Below are 15,514 nucleotides of genomic sequence, written 5' to 3'. Positions count from 1 at the left end.
CCTGCCAATGGCGCGGATCTTTTAAAATAACAGGGGGTTTTTCTTCGTTGTTAATTTGCGTTATGTCGTTATCTTTTTTTATCACTTGCACCAAATGAGGGGGATGATTAATACCACGATTAACTAATATGTTAGTTGCATTTGCAATTTGAATAGGTGTGGCAGTCCAGTAACCTTGGCCAATGCCTACCGAAATAGTATCACCGCGCCACCAAGATTCTTTAAAGCGTCCTTCTTTCCATTCTTTTGAAGGTAGAATAGCAGTAGTTTCTTCGTGAATATCAATACCTGACAAATCACCGTAGCCAAAACGGGCCATAAAATCGCTTATTTTAGTAATGCCTAATCGATAAGCCGCATCGTAAAAATAGGTATCACACGACTCTTCAATCGCTTTATATACATCTACATGACCATGGCCCCAACGTTTCCAATCTCGCCATTTATGTTCAACATTTGGAATTTGAAAAAAGCCAGGATCCCACATTGATGTTGACTCATTTACTATATTTTCTTCAAGCGCTAATACTGCCATTAAAGGCTTTACAGTAGAGGCCGGCGCATAACGACCTTGCGTAGTACGGTTTATTAATGGCCGGTCTTGGTTAAGCAGCGCTTTATAATTTTTGCTGCTAATGCCGTGTACAAATAAGTTTGGATCGTAACTTGGGTTTGAATAAAGTGCCAGCACGCCGCCATCTTTGGCGTCCATAACTACAACAGCGCCGCGCATATCTTTAAGCGCGTGTTGTGCTATTTGTTGCAAGCCAACGTCTAAAGTCAGTACTAAGTCGCTACCTGGTTGCGGTTGGGTCATGCTCAGGGTGCGTATTACACGGCCACGGTTATTAACTTCTACCCGTTGTGAGCCTACTTTACCGTGCAGTGTTTCTTCGTAATATTTCTCTATGCCGAGTTTGCCAATATCATGTGTGGCGCGGTAATTGGTTGCACGGTCTTCTTGCTCTAATTGGTTTAGCTCTTTTCTATTAAGCTTGGCAACATATCCAAGCGCATGCGTTAGCGTGTCACCAAATGGGTAGTAGCGAGCCAGACGTGCCTCAATACTAAAACCAGGGAATTTATGTTGATTAACCGAAAATTTCGCCACTTCAGTTTCGTCTAAGCGGGCTTTTAATACTTGTGATTTAAAACGACGGGTGTGTTTTATATCTTTTAAAAAGTCTTGTTTATCTTGCTCTGTAATCGCAATTATTTTACTTATTTGATCAAGCGATTCGTCAAGGTCATCTACCTCTTCGGGGATGACTTCAAGGTTGTAAACAGGTTTGTTTTCAGCAAGTAGCACACCGTTACGGTCGTAAATTAAACCACGGTTGGGTGCAATAGGAATAACTTTAATGCGGTTATCGTTGGAGCGGGTTTGGTAGTCTTGGTGATCTTCTACCTGAATAGTATAAAGATTAGAAAGCAATACAGCGACTAATCCTAATACAAAAACAAAACCCACGAATGCTCGCCTAGCAAATAAGTTTGCTTCTGCGGAGTGGTCACGAATAGTGGGTCTATGTTTTAGCATGGCAAGGGGTTACTCGCGATGATAAGGATGGTTGTTATTTAAGCTCCAGCCTCGGTAAAGGCTCTCTGCAACAATTATACGCACCAAAGGGTGCGGCAATGTTAAATTAGATAACGACCATTTTTGCTCAGAAGCTGCAATGCACTCTGGAGCAAGTCCTTCAGGTCCGCCAATAAGTAAACTTACATCGCGGCCATCGAGTTGCCATTTTTCCATATTTTTAGCAAGTTGGTGAGTATCCAGCGCTTTCCCTGTTACCTCTAACGTTACAATACGATTGCCTTTTGGAATAGCCGCTAATGTTTTTTCACCTTCAATGTGTAAAATACGTTTTATATCTGCATTTTTACCACGTTTTCCGGCTTGAATTTCAATTAACTCTAGGGCCATATCTTTAGGGAAACGTCGCTGATATTCTGCAAATCCCGTTTCTACCCATGCTGGCATTTTAGTACCAACAGCAATCATTTGTATTTTCACGTATTACTTCCAAGCATTGTCTAAAATGAGTGAGCGTTTAGCCCCACAGTTTTTCTAGATCGTAATAGCTACGTGCTTCGTTTTGCATCACGTGTACAACCACATCACCTAAATCAACCAGTGCCCATTCGCCGTCGCCTTCACCTTCATAACCTAATGGCTCTGAATCTGCATGACGCGCTTCTTTTGCTAAGTGATCGGCAATTGACTGTACGTGGCGTTTAGAAGTACCAGAACAAATTACCATGTAATCTGTGATATCTGATGTTCCAGTAACGTCAATATGAACGATGTCACGCGCTTTCATATCGTCAATTTTGTCCATAGCAAAGGCGAGTAGTTGTTTTGAATCCAAGGTTTTGTCTCAATTTAAAAATTTAATGGCGCGCATTTTAACACGCTAGGAGTTTTTAAGCATCAATTTGATAGAGCTGATGCACTTCTATGTAATGACTCACTGCATCGGGCAATAGTTCATTCTTTTTATTACTTTTTTTCAGTTGTTCGCGAATGGTGCTTGAGGCCGCATCGAGCATTTCGCCCGGTAAAAAATAAAGTTTACCTGCAAGTGAGTGTTTAAGTGCCGCTACTTCGCCGGCATTTGCGCGTTGCATATAGCTTTTGAGCTCACCTGTTACAGTGCAATGTTGAGCAGGGCGCTGGTACACCACAATATGGCAAAGCTGCGTTATTGCCTTCCACTCAAACCACTTATCGAGATTGTTAAATGAGTCCATACCAATTAAAAATAAAATAGGTGTAGTGGGGTGCTCTTTACGAAGTTCTTGTAAGCTCAGCAACGAATACGATGGACCGGTTCGATTAAGTTCTCTTAAATCGAGTTCAAAATGAGGGTAAGGAGCAATAGCTGCGTTGAGCATATTAATTCGGTGCTCTGCACTAATACCCGGAGCTGCTTTATGTGCAGGTAATGCACAGGGCATAAAATAAAGCGTATTTAAATTAAACGCATTTACGCATTGCAGCGCCATATTTAGATGGCCTAAATGGACTGGGTCGAAAGTGCCACCAAAAATTGCGATCATTTTACACCCATTAGCTATTTATTAATTAACCGCGTGGCACGGCATAGGAATGTTGAGCGGCTGGCAAAATTTAATACAAATATGAGCAAGCGCTTGGTAAGGTGCAATTAAATTACCTTGCTTGTAACTGGCATCAAACAACGCAACATCACTGTTTATTTGTTCTAGTGTATGCATGTTTAAACGGTTAATAGCATTTTGTACTGGACCTTGTTGGTTTTTCCAGATTGCTTTTTGTTTAAATAAATTAGCGATAGGTTCGCCATTTAATAAACCAAGTTGCACGCTTATAAGTGTATTAAGCTCTTTGGTTATAGCCCACAAAATACTCACCACTTCGGTGTTATCGCTGGCAAGTTTGTTTAATACTTTTATAGCTTGTTTAGCGTGGCCATTTAATAGCGCATCGCTTAAATCAAAAATATCAAACTTGGCTTGGTTTAACAGACCTTGCATTACTAATTGCTGAGTAATTAATGCATTGCCGTGCAGTAGCGAGAGCTTCTCAAGTTCCTGAAAACAGGCTAACAAGTTGCCTTCGGTGGCATTTATCAAGGTTACTTTGGCGTCGCTTTGCATATTAAGTGATAAACGTTGGCATTGCTCATCAAGCCATCGTTTTACATGAGAGCCCGTAAGCGGGTAGCAAGGTACAAATACACCTTGCTTATCAAGAGCTTTAAACCATGCTCCACGTTGTACTTCTTGGCTGGCTTTAGCGCCTTTAACAATTAAAATAGTATCGGGATTAACCAGCTCAACTACTTTTTTAAAGGTGTTGCTGCCAATAACGCCTGGCTTTTGTTGGTTTAAATCAAGCTCAATAATAGTGCGGGCGCTAAACAGCGACATACTTTGGTACTGGGCTATAATTTCTTGCCAATCGAATCCTTGCATTAAAGTAAACTTAATTACTTCATCAAAACCTTGTTGCTTAGCACTGTCGCGAATTTGTTGTACGCACTGCGCTTCTTGAAAAGGCTCTTCTCCAAATACTAAATAAAAGGGCTTTAGCCCTTTATTTAATTCACTCGGTAGTTGATTAGCGTAGCAGCGCATTATAGTTGCGACAGCTCTCTAACAATACGACGACTGGCTTGCTCACGAATTTCGCTAATAAGTAGCTCAAGCTCTTTTGCTTTTGCTAATGCATGATCCGGATCGTCTTGGTAATTACGGTAAAGCTCAAAACGTTTTTCTATCGCTTTTTCACCTGGGCGTTTAACTACATACGATACGCCATAAGCGAGCTCATATTCAGCAACTTGGCCGTTTTGAAACAGCGAAAGTGTTTGGCGTTCAATGCTTTCTTTGCGTAAGTACAATTGGGCTTTATCTTTAGCTGACGATACTAACTCTACGTTACTCGCTTTAAGCTCTTTTTTAAGCTCAGTGAATAAAGTCGATTTTTCGTCATCGCCTACAAGTGTTAGCTGTTTTAAGTTATCAGGCAGGCTAGAGGCTTTTTTTAAATGAAAGCCACAGCTTGATAACAAAAAACAGACTAGCACTAAGGCTAGTCCATTTTTAATGGCGTTAAATGCAGCCATATTAGTTAGCTACCACGTTAAGTAGCTTGCCTGGTACGTAAATGATTTTACGAATGGTTGAGCCATCAGTAAATTTAGTTACGTTAGATTCTGCAAACGCAAGGGCTTCTACTTGCTCTTGAGTTGCACCAGCTGCCACTGTTAACTTAGCGCGAAGCTTGCCGTTTACTTGTACGATGATTAGTTTTTCATCTTCAACAAGTGCAGACTCGTCAACTTTTGGCCATGCAGCATCTAAAATTTCGCCTTTTTTACCAAGCTCTTTCCAAAGCTCATGCGATAAATGCGGAGTAATAGGTGCAAGCATAATAACTAATGCTTCAAGTGCTTCGTTAGCAATCGCTACATCTTGTTTGTCGCTCAGTGGTGCTTTTAATAACTTATTAGAAAGCTCCATAATAGCTGCAATAGCGGTGTTAAAGGTTTGACGACGTTCAACATCATCAGTCACTTTAGCAATTGCTTTGTGTAAGTCTCGACGTAGTACTTTTTGCGGATTAGTTAGCGCTGATTTATCAAGTGCTTGGTAACCTACTGTTTTAACGTCTACCGCGTACTTCCATACACGTTTTAAGAAACGATGCGCGCCTTCAACGCCTGAGTCTGACCATTCAAGCGTTTGCTCTGGTGGTGCTGTAAACATCATGAATAAACGCACTGTATCTGCACCATACTGGGCAATTACATGTTGTGGGTCTATACCATTGTTTTTAGACTTAGACATTTTGCTCATGCCTGATGAGAATACCGGCTCGCCGTCTTCCTTGTGCCATGCTTTAGTAACGCGGCCTTTTTCGTCGGTTTCGGTATTAACATCAGTTGGCGAAATCCAAATGTCGCCGCCTTTTTCATCTTTACGATAAAATGTTTCAGCAAGTACCATACCTTGACAAAGTAAGCGGTCAAACGGCTCGTCTGAATTAACTAAACCAAAGTCACGTAATAATTTATGGAAAAAGCGTGAGTACAATAAATGTAAAATTGCATGCTCAATACCACCAATGTATTGGTTTACTGGTAACCAGTAGTTAGCAGCCGCTGGATCTAGCATGCCTTCGTCGTAGCGTGGGCTACAGTAGCGTGCGTAATACCAAGACGATTCCATAAAGGTGTCAAACGTATCAGTTTCGTGAAACGCAGGTGCGCCATTTACTGTTGTTTTAGCCCACTCTGGGTCTGCTTTAAGTGGTGAAGTTACACCGTTCATTACCACATCTTCTGGTAAGCGAACTGGTAGCATATCTTCTGTTGCAGCAAGTTCTTTACCATCTTCATCGCTAAGCATTGGAATTGGAGAACCCCAATAGCGCTGACGGCTCACACCCCAGTCACGCAGGCGGAAGTTTACTTTACGCTCACCAACACCGAGTGCTTCTAATTTATCGGCAATCGCTTTAAAACCAGCTTCAAAATCAAGGCCGTTAAATTCACCCGAATTTACAAGTACGCCTTTATCGGTAAATGCTGATTCTTTTAGGTTTACTTCAAGATCTGAACCTTCAGCAGGCGCAATGACTTGTTTTATATCTAGGCCGTACGCTGTTGCAAACTCAAAGTCGCGTTGATCGTGTGCAGGTACTGCCATTACAGCGCCTGAGCCATAATGCATTAATACAAAGTTAGCAACCCAAATTGGTACTTGCTCGCCCGTTAATGGGTGAGTGGCGTAAAAGCCTGTTGCTATGCCTTTTTTCTCCATTGTTGCCATGTCTGCTTCGGCAACTTTGGTGTTTTTGCATTCTTCAACAAACATTGCAATAGCGTCGCTATTTTTAGCGGCTTCTTGCGCAATAGGGTGACCACCAGCAACAGCAACATACGTAACACCCATAAAGGTATCTGGACGAGTTGTGTATACGCTAAATGTTTCGTCGTTATCGGTGCGTTTAAATTCAATATCACACCCTTCAGAGCGGCCAATCCAGTTGCGCTGCATTGTTTTAACTTGCTCTGGCCAATCTTCTAACTTGTCTAAATCGTCAAGTAGCTCTTGTGCGTAGTCGGTAATTTTAATAAACCACTGTGGAATTTCTTTTTGCTCAACCACAGCGCCTGAACGCCAACCGCGACCGTCAATAACTTGCTCGTTAGCGAGTACTGTTTGATCTACTGGATCCCAGTTAACTGTCGACATTTTTTTATACACTAGGCCTTTTTCGTAAAGCTTAGTGAAAAACCACTGCTCCCACTTGTAGTATTCTGGATGACATGTCGCAATTTCGCGATCCCAGTCATAACCAAAACCTAATTGCTTAAGTTGAGTACGCATGTAATCAATATTTTCGTATGTCCACTTAGCTGGTGCTGTTTTGTTTTTAATAGCAGCGTTTTCTGCAGGTAAACCAAACGCATCCCAACCCATAGGTTGCATTACGTTTTTGCCTTGCAGGCGCTGGAAACGAGAAACAACATCACCAATGGTGTAGTTACGCACATGACCCATATGCAGTCGACCACTCGGATAAGGGAACATAGAAAGGCAGTAATACTTTTCTTTGCTCTCATCTTCAGTGACTTTAAATACCTGGTTTTCTTCCCAGTAGCTTTGTACTTTTGACTCTATATCTTGCGGGTTATATTGCTCTTGCATCTATGGTTCCAGACTTCTTGCAAACTAATAAAAAATTGCCGTTAGGATACCCCAAATAAAACACTATTCACAGCGTCAAAAACATGCTTTTATTAAATTGTAACTTTCAGTGCAGGTTAACCTGCCTTTTTATAGTGTGGTTAGCTAAAGGCATAAGTTACAGACTGATTTAACAGCAATTTTGAAGGAGTAAAAAATGACTGATTACAAAACATGGCTTAGCAGTTTTACCCATTGGATAAAAGATGTGAAAGAGCATGGTTTAAAAGATGTGGTTTCTGGGTTTGTTGAATCTGAGCAGGCGCTTAAAGATTTAAGTCAAGAAAGATATGAGCTCTACAAAAGTTATTTAAAGAATGATATTGAACATATAGTAGAGAACGAATCACACTATAATTCGCTTGCATGGCAAGAGCTTAAAGAGTCTCTTTGGTTTGAACTGTCGCACATAGAAGATAAAACTCAACTTGAGTGGCAATCTCTTAGCCAAGATTTTAAGCACAATGGTGTGTATCACGCAGGCGAATGGATAGCCATGGGCACATTAGTATGTAAGAATTGCACCCATAGTTACGATGTTTATCACGCTACACAAATTACACCGTGTATTGAATGTGATGGAATCTATTTTAGTCGTAAGGCACTGCACCCTTAAATATAAGTATTAAGTGGCTGCGGGCCACTTAATACGCCCAAAGGCCAGCGAATATGCTGGTAAAAAAAGAAGTTAGAATGACGAAAAAATTGCTGCCACTATCTGTTTCAAAACTCGCACCGAGTATTTCTACTAATCACGTAAACACGTGTATGAACAATCCATACCCAGAGCAACTTACGTTTATAGGCCAACAACGCGCCCAAAGTGCTTTAGATTTTTCATTAGGGATGGAACTGCCGGGTTACAACGTTTATGTAATGGGCGAGGCCGCTCACGGGCGCTTTACGCTTGTTAAAGATAAACTTAAACAACACGCAAAAGACAGCTCAACGCCAAACGAATGGTTATACGTAAACAATTACGATGACCACAGAGAACCTATTGCGCTGTTTATGCAACCAGGTCAAAGCAAGCAACTTAGTGACGATATAGATTCATTTTTAGATGAAGTACTCGACACCTTTCCTGCGGCATTTGATAACCCAGCGTATCAGCGTAAGAAAAAATCAATCGATCGTGAATTTAACGATGCCTACGACAGTGCTATTACCGCAGTAGAAATTGCGGCGTTTGAGCAAAGCGTTGCATTAGTTGAAGAAAAAAATTCAGTAGGGTTTGCACCACTTGTAGATGGTAAACAATTGAGCGACAGCGAATTTGGCGAACTTGAAGAAACGTTACGTGAAGAGTTTTTTGAAAAAATTGAAAAGCTAGAAGATGCATTAATAGAAGCGTTAATAGAGCTGCCACGTTGGAAACGCGAATCAAAAGAAAAACAACGCAATCTTAAAAAGTCGACTGCAGAGCAAGCCACTAAACCACTTTTAAAAGACTTAGAACATAAATATGCCACGCATATTGGTGTACTGCGCTATTTAAAAGATATACGCGTTGAAATTATAGACGCGGTACTTGAATGGCTAGATGACGAAGATGAAAGTGAAGAAAGCAAAGAAGACTTTGATCGCAAAGGCATGCTTACCGACTTTTTTGCACCTAACATTTTAGTTGAGTTTAAAGAGGACGACGCAGCACCGGTTGTGTACGAGCCTAATCCAACGTTTGGCAATATATTTGGCAAAATTGAGTACTCAACATCGCAAGGCTCTTTAATTACCTGTTATCGCTCAATTCAGGCTGGTGCATTGCATCGTGCTAATGGCGGCTATTTAATTATGGACGCTGAAAAAATCATGGCAAACCCACAAGTGTGGGATGGTTTAAAACTCGCGTTAAAAACACATCAAATTAAAAACGACTTACCGTATCAAGACAGCACAGTAGGGACGAGCTTTACACTTCGCCCGCAGCTTATACCGCTTGATGTTAAAATTATTTTATTAGGTTCGCGCGAGTTGTACTACACCATAGGTGAGTACGATGAAGAATTTGCAGAGCTATTTAGAGTATTAGCTGACTTTGATTACTACTTGCCAAGTAGCGATAAATTGCAATACCAGTTTATTACTAAAGTAACCGAGTATTGCGAGCAAACATTAAAGTGCACTGCAACGCAGGCTGCTATGGTGCGTTTACTTAAATTTAGTTACCGCCAAGCTGAGCATCAAAATAAATTATCAGCGCGTTTTGCTGATGTACTTGAACTTATTGCAGAGGCCAGTTACTACGCAAAACAAGACAAATTAGCCGTTATTGACGCGCACCATATTGACGAAGCCATTGAAGGCAAGCAATACCGTACCGGCCAAATTAGCGAAAATATGCTCAGTGATATAAAAGAAGGTCACACACTTATTGCAACCGACGGCCAAGCCATTGGTAAAGTAAATGGCTTAACCGTATTACACATTGGCGATACCTCATTTGGTACCCCTGCGCGTATTACGGCAACGGTTTATGCTGGCGCTGATGGCGTAATAGATGTTGAACGCGAAGCTGAGCTTGGCAAAGCAATTCACTCAAAAGGGGTAATGCTACTTACCGGTTATTTAGGTAATAAATATGCGCAGCACTTTAGCTTAACGCTTAGCGCTAATATTGCCATTGAGCAAAGCTATGGTTACATAGATGGCGATAGCGCATCTTTAGCAGAGTTGTGTGCGCTTATTTCGTCTATTACTAGCCTACCTATTAGCCAATCAATTGCGCTTACAGGCTCTATAAACCAACATGGTGATGTACAAGCCATTGGTGGCGTAAACGAAAAAATAGAAGGCTTTTTTAAACTGTGTAAAATGCGTGGTTTAACAGGTTCGCAAGGCGTTATCATTCCTAAATCAAACCAAGTTAACTTAGTGCTTGATGACGAAATACTTAATGCGGTTGAAGCGGGTAAATTCAATATTTACGCAGTTGAAACCGTAGACCAAGCGCTTAACTTGTTAATGGGTATAGAAGCTGGCGATATTATTGATGACCAGTATCCAGAAAACTCAGTAAACGGTATTGCACTTGCTCGCCTCAAAGAGATTGCCGACATAGTAAACGGCGATGATGACGAAAAAGACGAAGATGACGAAAAAGACGAAGAGCTAGACAGCGAAAAAGGTTAATGATGATTAATATAATTTTGGCGGTAGTTATCGCCATTTTTTGTTTTTTAATATTTCAAAATAGTAAAAAAGCAAAACAACAAGCAGGCATAAATGCACAAATAGGTGCAGACTATTTAGCCGCTAACGCAAAGGTAGAAGGCGTAGTAGAAACGACTTCTGGCTTGCAGTATAAAGTAATCCATAAAAGCGAAAACGAAAACACACCAACCCCAAAAAGTATGGTTAACGTGCATTACCACGGCACACTAATCGACGGCACTGTGTTTGACAGTTCAGTAGAGCGTAAAACACCGATTAGCTTTGGTTTACACCAAGTTATTAAAGGTTGGACTGAGGGCTTACAACTGATGAGCCCCGGCGATAAATACACGCTATATGTACCGCACCAATTAGCGTACGGCGAAAAACGTGTAGGGAGTATTCCTCCTGCCTCAGTACTTATATTTGAAGTAGAGTTACTGGCAATTGAGTCTTAGTGATCAAATAACAAGGAAGTAAATTATGAATAAAGACGAATTACTTAAAATAGCCAAGGGTGATATTAACTTTACCTTTCAATCTATTATTTATGCATTAGCGCTGTGCTTACTCGTTGCAGCTGTTTTTTTACTAGAGATGAGCGTTAACCTACAAATGGGTTTAATAGTTTGTATTATTGGTGTGTTTGGAATGACTATTTATAATAATTTAAATACTCGCCTAAATGCGGCGCTTGCACTTATTGCGCTCTCACAAGATAACCAAAGCACTAAGTAAGCAACGAGTTAGTTTAATAAATTGGTATAAGCCCTACTTTAATAAAGTGGGGCTTTTTGCTTTTAGCTAACATGAAAATTTACTCAAGAATTTTAATGCGAGGTCGATACCTATAAAAGAGACAAAGCTATTTTAGGGATAAAATAATGAAGATTTCACCGACTCCCATTGCATACCAAGTACACAGCTCAAATGCTCAAACTTTAGCGCAATCAGATAAACTACCTGTTGAAAAAGCGAGTGAAGAAAAGAGCGAGGAAGAAAATGAGGAAGAGCCAAAATATGTGTTATCAAAGTTTCTAGATACCAAAGCGCAAGAATATAGTGAAGATAACGCTACGTTTGGCAATCAATATAAAAACCTAGAAAAAGTATACAAGCACTTCGCTGGGCGAGTTATTACGCTGCAAGAGCAAATTAATAAACTTAAACAAAGCCCCGTACAACGTAGTTTAACTATAAACACTTCTGCAAGTGAGCCGAATAAAAGTGATGCGAGTTTAACTTTTGATGCAGAGCACCTAGGTGCAAAAAAATATAAAAACACGCAACAGCAAGAACAAATAGATATGTTAGAGCTGCAATTAGGGGAGTTAAAGTCAGAGCAAGCAGCAATAAAACAACAAATGGTTGAGCTGGTTATTAGTGAAATGAAGAGACGGGGCGACGACTATACTATTTAGCGCCACCAACATGCTGGTGGGCTAGCTTTTAAACTCAATTTTACCCACTTCAAGTTTAAACTTACCTTCTTGCTTGCCTGCAATCATAAAGCCTAGCTGTTTTATGTCGTCAAAATCAATAATCGGTTGTTGCTCAAGCACGCGACCGCGATACGTTAAAGTAAAATCACTCGGAGCGAAGTTTATATCTACCCATTCATTTTTTACTGTTTTAAATGAGTGGGTGTACGCTGCGCCATCAAGGTAATTGGTAGTTCTGAGTCTAAGCTGATAGGTTTGTCCATCCCCTTTAACGCGCAGTGCTATAGCTTTAGTATTTTGGCTTTGTGTATTTAGCTCTGTACGTATTGATGCAAAACCGCCGTTATTATCAAGCGAAACATTGCCTGTAAAAAGCAAGCTTTCTTGAGTTTGTGTTACTTCGCTATTAGATACACCGCCCATTACTGAGTCGTTAACAACGTACCAGCGCTGGTTTGCATTCGCTTGTGCACTTACAACTAATAAATTAAATACAAAAAGTGATGATAGTTGCTTTGTTGTCATACGTGTTTCCTAATTGGCATTAAGTAAGTGGAGTACTTATAACTAATACGCTTTAATAATGTATTTGTTCACTAATTTAAAACTAATTATTTTTACGAGCCCACTTATCCATTATTTTATTAAATAATATTTCATCATCAGTTTGCTCACCAGGGCAGGTCTGCGCGCTACCTTGAGGCATGCCATTACTACCAAATACGGTTGAAGTATCAATTAAATAGCATTTACCGTTAAATTTTTCTAATCGTCGTGTGCCTATTGTATTTTGGCTAAGAACTTCTGAATTATCAGATTTTACTGGTGTTTTAATTGTGGGCTTATTGTTTATTTCTTCATTTTCAGAGCTTTTATCTTCACCAAAGGAGACCATTTTTTTATGAGTCATATTATTTACAGGGGTGCCAAATAGCGGCGCGTATGGATTTAGCTTTTTAAATGTTTGAGAGGCTTTTGTTGGAGGCTCTGAAGGCACAGCTGACTGGGGTTCAGTAGGTTTAACAGAGTCATTTTTACGCTCTGTTTGTGCCTTTGGTAACGTGATGGTTTTGGCTTGCGTTTTTTTAGTTACCCTTACTTTGGCTTTTGTAGAATCTTTTTTTATAGGTGTAGTGTTAGAGGTCACTGAATTTGGTGCATCAGTTTTAGTGTTTACAGTTTTTATATCAGGCGCATTGGTTGTTGTAACAACTGAGCTTGGCTTAGGTAGGCTTGCTAAATTAACCGTAACATAGGCCTGTATTATTGCGTTTTTTTCCTGCTTTGGCGGCGCAACTCTAATAGATTGCGAAAACAAAAAGTACAACACAATAGCGTGTATACACAACGAGATAATCCACGGCCATGCATTCCCTTTATTCACATCAAACCCTCAACTTAATAGTGCTGTTAAGAGTCAATAAAATACATTTAGTTCACCTAAAGTTAATGTGTTTTACTTTGTGGCTTTATTGCAGATACAACAAAACTATTTTGCAGTTTTTGTTGTTTTTGCATGTGCTTGGTTACGTTATTATGAGCGCAATCAAACTTAGGAGGCATTATGACATTACTTTTTGAACCAATAGAACTTGCAGGTAAAACATTAAAAAACCGTATTGTTATGCCCCCAATGACTCGCTCGCGTTCAACACAGCCTGGCGATATAGCTAACGACTTAATGGCAACATATTACGCACAGCGCGCAAGTGCCGGACTAATTGTAAGCGAAGGCACACAAATTAGTGAGCTTGGTAAAGGTTACGCTTGGACTCCGGGTATTTATTCAAATGAGCAAGTTGCAGGCTGGAGTAAAGTAACAAGCGCAGTACATAGCGCTGGTGGAGTGATGTTTGCTCAGCTTTGGCATGTTGGCCGTGTAACTCATAGTGACAACACCGGTGGCGTGCAGCCTATTTCTGCATCGGCCATTGCTGCAAAAGACGTAAAAGTATTTGTAGATACAAACGGCGCACCGGGGTTTGTAGACACCCAACTCCCACGCGAAATGAGCAAACAAGATATTACGCATGTCATAGGTGAATTTCGCCAAGCTGCTAAAAATGCAGTTAATGCAGGGTTTGATGGCATAGAGCTTCATGCTGCAAATGGTTACCTTATTAATCAATTTTTAGACTCAGAGTCAAATGCTCGCACCGATGAATATGGTGGCAGTGTGCAAAACCGAATACGCTTTTTAATTGAAGTGGTAAATGCTGTTAGCGACGAAATTGGTAGCAGCAAAGTAGGCGTAAGACTTGCCCCGTTAACAACTCTTAATGGCACAGTAGACGAAAACCCTGAGGAAACTTACTTAGCGGTTTCTGAGGCATTAAATAAAGCCGGTGTAGGTTACATGCATATAGCCGAAGCCGATTGGGATGACGCACCTTTAATGAGTGTTGAATTTAAAAAATCGATTCGCAAAGCCTACAGTGGAGTATTAATTTACGCAGGTAAGTACACCAAAGAGCGCGCAGACAAAGCACTTAGCGAAGGCTGGGCCGACATGATTGGCTTTGGTCGCCCGTTTGTATCAAACCCAGACTTACCAGCACGCTTAAAGCAAGGCAAGCCACTTAACAGCCACAACCCCGACACTTTGTTTGGTGGCGCAGAACAAGGCTACACCGATTATCCAACGGTATAATTGCTAGTAAGTAATTAACATTGAGTAAAAACATGAAGGGCTGCATTTTATGCAGCCCTTTTTTGTGCATTGATTCTAATAGCTTTACCTTGAGCAAAAAATAAAAAACGCGTAAGTTAACCGGGTTACCTATTTTAATAACAAGAAAATAAATGAAAGCCACAGAAATAGAACAATTAGAATTATCAAATTCTGAAACCCGAGAAGTTATTACACCCTACGCTTTTAAAATTGACAGCGCTTTACTGGGCTTGCCTTTAGCTACGCCAATTCGGCGTGCACTAGCGATTATTATTGATGTTGCACTGATATTTTTAGCGGCCAAGCTTAGCGCTGCTTTAATAGCGTTTGTTGCTGCAATGGCTTTTTATAAAGGTACGGCACAGCAATACCTTCCAAAAATGTCGAATGTGTGGCGAAGAATCTTAAAAATAACGGCAGCAAGTATTTTATTTGTAAGCGCACTTACTGTGCTTTCAATTGGCATTGATTACCTAGAAGACGATAAGGCTGATCAAGGTTTAGCTGTTCAGGGCGTAAAAATACAAGATGAAATGCAGCTTACCGCCACAGAAAAACAACGGGTAAATACTTATTTAGTGCAAACAGCTGATGAAAGCTGTGAGCAACCTTGCCAACAAAACGCGTTTGATAATTTAATTGGGCAAGTTCCCAAATTAGCAGAAATGGACGACCTACAAAGCCCACAACTTGCTACCGTACTTTTACAACTATTAGTGCTCAGTGAAAATAACGAAATAAAGCCTGCACAGTTAATAGAAGAAAAACCGGCACAGTTAATAGAAGAAAAACCTGCACAAACAAGCACAAATAGTATTTTGCAGTGGAGCAAAGGCATTATTCAAGACTTAGGCTTAGGTTTTGGCTGGGCTGCTGTTTACTTTACGTTGTTCTCGTTACTTTGGCGCGGCCAAACACCGGGTAAAAAGGTTTGTAATATCCGTGTGGTTGCCCTAAGCGGTGAGCCATTAGGTTTATTAGATTGTTTTGGTCGCTACGGCGG

The 15,514-nt window shown here is 40.6% G+C and carries 16 protein-coding genes; 7 read left to right on the top strand and 9 right to left on the bottom strand.

What is annotated here, in order from left to right:
- From mrdA to leuS, 7 genes are all read right to left on the bottom strand, one after another.
- Positions 1 to 1,540 (bottom strand): penicillin-binding protein 2 (mrdA, locus tag L655_RS0100755; protein WP_024603763.1); only part of this gene is annotated, 1,540 nt, incomplete at its 3' end.
- 9 nt (positions 1,541 to 1,549) lie between these two features.
- Positions 1,550 to 2,020, bottom strand: a complete 471-nt coding sequence (gene rlmH, locus L655_RS0100750) for a 23S rRNA (pseudouridine(1915)-N(3))-methyltransferase RlmH (protein ID WP_007585562.1) — start codon at positions 2,018 to 2,020, stop codon at positions 1,550 to 1,552.
- Between the two features lie 37 nt (positions 2,021 to 2,057).
- Positions 2,058 to 2,375 carry a ribosome silencing factor gene (gene rsfS, locus L655_RS0100745; protein WP_007585564.1) on the bottom strand — a complete coding sequence of 106 codons (318 nt, stop codon included), beginning with the start codon at positions 2,373 to 2,375 and terminating at the stop codon, positions 2,058 to 2,060.
- A gap of 55 nt (positions 2,376 to 2,430) precedes the next feature.
- The gene (nadD, locus tag L655_RS0100740; protein ID WP_024603762.1) at positions 2,431 to 3,066 is read right to left on the bottom strand and encodes a nicotinate-nucleotide adenylyltransferase; all 636 of its coding nucleotides are present in this window, start codon (positions 3,064 to 3,066) and stop codon (positions 2,431 to 2,433) included.
- A gap of 21 nt (positions 3,067 to 3,087) precedes the next feature.
- Complete coding sequence (holA, locus tag L655_RS0100735; protein WP_024603761.1) at positions 3,088 to 4,125, bottom strand: DNA polymerase III subunit delta; 1,038 nt, start codon at positions 4,123 to 4,125, stop codon at positions 3,088 to 3,090.
- Positions 4,125 to 4,616, bottom strand: a complete 492-nt coding sequence (lptE, locus tag L655_RS0100730) for an LPS assembly lipoprotein LptE (RefSeq protein ID WP_010554703.1) — start codon at positions 4,614 to 4,616, stop codon at positions 4,125 to 4,127. The genes holA and lptE overlap by 1 nt, the downstream gene beginning before the upstream one ends.
- Before the next feature lies 1 nt (position 4,617).
- Positions 4,618 to 7,206, bottom strand: coding sequence for a leucine--tRNA ligase (leuS, locus tag L655_RS0100725; RefSeq protein WP_007585573.1), 2,589 nt, complete (start codon positions 7,204 to 7,206; stop codon positions 4,618 to 4,620).
- Between the two features lie 196 nt (positions 7,207 to 7,402).
- Here leuS and L655_RS0100720 point away from each other — a divergent pair, with 196 nt between their 5' ends.
- The 5 genes from L655_RS0100720 to L655_RS0100700 all read left to right on the top strand — a co-directional run bounded on the left by L655_RS0100720 (position 7,403) and on the right by L655_RS0100700 (position 11,819).
- Positions 7,403 to 7,861: a zinc ribbon-containing protein gene (locus tag L655_RS0100720; RefSeq protein ID WP_007585575.1), complete on the top strand. Its 459-nt coding sequence runs from the start codon at positions 7,403 to 7,405 to the stop codon at positions 7,859 to 7,861.
- 77 nt (positions 7,862 to 7,938) lie between these two features.
- Positions 7,939 to 10,377, top strand: coding sequence for an AAA family ATPase (locus L655_RS0100715; protein ID WP_024603760.1), 2,439 nt, complete (start codon positions 7,939 to 7,941; stop codon positions 10,375 to 10,377).
- A 2-nt stretch (positions 10,378 to 10,379) separates the two neighbouring features.
- Positions 10,380 to 10,856: an FKBP-type peptidyl-prolyl cis-trans isomerase gene (locus L655_RS0100710; protein WP_007585579.1), complete on the top strand. Its 477-nt coding sequence runs from the start codon at positions 10,380 to 10,382 to the stop codon at positions 10,854 to 10,856.
- A gap of 25 nt (positions 10,857 to 10,881) precedes the next feature.
- Positions 10,882 to 11,136, top strand: a complete 255-nt coding sequence (locus L655_RS0100705) for a hypothetical protein (RefSeq protein WP_002958531.1) — start codon at positions 10,882 to 10,884, stop codon at positions 11,134 to 11,136.
- A gap of 146 nt (positions 11,137 to 11,282) precedes the next feature.
- Positions 11,283 to 11,819, top strand: coding sequence for a hypothetical protein (locus L655_RS0100700; protein WP_024603759.1), 537 nt, complete (start codon positions 11,283 to 11,285; stop codon positions 11,817 to 11,819).
- Positions 11,820 to 11,840: 21 nt separating this feature from the next.
- Here the strand turns inward: L655_RS0100700 and L655_RS0100695 are convergent, their stop codons facing one another.
- Together L655_RS0100695 and L655_RS0100690 are read right to left on the bottom strand one after the other, a co-directional pair.
- Positions 11,841 to 12,365 carry a CIA30 family protein gene (locus tag L655_RS0100695; RefSeq protein ID WP_010554707.1) on the bottom strand — a complete coding sequence of 175 codons (525 nt, stop codon included), beginning with the start codon at positions 12,363 to 12,365 and terminating at the stop codon, positions 11,841 to 11,843.
- A gap of 82 nt (positions 12,366 to 12,447) precedes the next feature.
- Positions 12,448 to 13,224 carry a hypothetical protein gene (locus tag L655_RS0100690; protein ID WP_024603758.1) on the bottom strand — a complete coding sequence of 259 codons (777 nt, stop codon included), beginning with the start codon at positions 13,222 to 13,224 and terminating at the stop codon, positions 12,448 to 12,450.
- A gap of 180 nt (positions 13,225 to 13,404) precedes the next feature.
- Between L655_RS0100690 and L655_RS0100680 the strand changes: the two genes are divergently transcribed.
- Both L655_RS0100680 and L655_RS0100675 read left to right on the top strand, forming a co-directional pair.
- Positions 13,405 to 14,490: an alkene reductase gene (locus L655_RS0100680; RefSeq protein WP_024603757.1), complete on the top strand. Its 1,086-nt coding sequence runs from the start codon at positions 13,405 to 13,407 to the stop codon at positions 14,488 to 14,490.
- A gap of 152 nt (positions 14,491 to 14,642) precedes the next feature.
- Positions 14,643 to 15,514: RDD family protein (locus L655_RS0100675; protein WP_024603756.1), on the top strand; the 872-nt coding region annotated here is incomplete at its 3' end.

It is taken from the genome of Pseudoalteromonas sp. TAE79 (genome assembly GCF_000498015.1).
In the GTDB taxonomy this organism is placed as follows: domain Bacteria; phylum Pseudomonadota; class Gammaproteobacteria; order Enterobacterales; family Alteromonadaceae; genus Pseudoalteromonas.
The sequence above is the reverse complement of the archived record's forward strand: the minus strand, read 5'-3'. Positions and strand labels throughout refer to the sequence as shown.

Bases quoted from the DNA above. Each gene is read 5' to 3' on its own strand.
- nadD (WP_024603762.1), bottom strand. From the start codon at position 3,066: ATGATCGCAATTTTTGGTGGCACTTTCGACCCAGTCCATTTAGGCCAT.
- holA (WP_024603761.1), bottom strand. From the start codon at position 4,125: ATGCGCTGCTACGCTAATCAACTACCGAGTGAATTAAATAAAGGGCTA.
- lptE (WP_010554703.1), bottom strand. From the start codon at position 4,616: ATGGCTGCATTTAACGCCATTAAAAATGGACTAGCCTTAGTGCTAGTC.
- leuS (WP_007585573.1), bottom strand. From the start codon at position 7,206: ATGCAAGAGCAATATAACCCGCAAGATATAGAGTCAAAAGTACAAAGC.
- L655_RS0100720 (WP_007585575.1), top strand. From the start codon at position 7,403: ATGACTGATTACAAAACATGGCTTAGCAGTTTTACCCATTGGATAAAA.
- L655_RS0100715 (WP_024603760.1), top strand. From the start codon at position 7,939: ATGACGAAAAAATTGCTGCCACTATCTGTTTCAAAACTCGCACCGAGT.
- L655_RS0100710 (WP_007585579.1), top strand. From the start codon at position 10,380: ATGATTAATATAATTTTGGCGGTAGTTATCGCCATTTTTTGTTTTTTA.
- L655_RS0100705 (WP_002958531.1), top strand. From the start codon at position 10,882: ATGAATAAAGACGAATTACTTAAAATAGCCAAGGGTGATATTAACTTT.
- L655_RS0100700 (WP_024603759.1), top strand. From the start codon at position 11,283: ATGAAGATTTCACCGACTCCCATTGCATACCAAGTACACAGCTCAAAT.
- L655_RS0100695 (WP_010554707.1), bottom strand. From the start codon at position 12,365: ATGACAACAAAGCAACTATCATCACTTTTTGTATTTAATTTATTAGTT.
- L655_RS0100680 (WP_024603757.1), top strand. From the start codon at position 13,405: ATGACATTACTTTTTGAACCAATAGAACTTGCAGGTAAAACATTAAAA.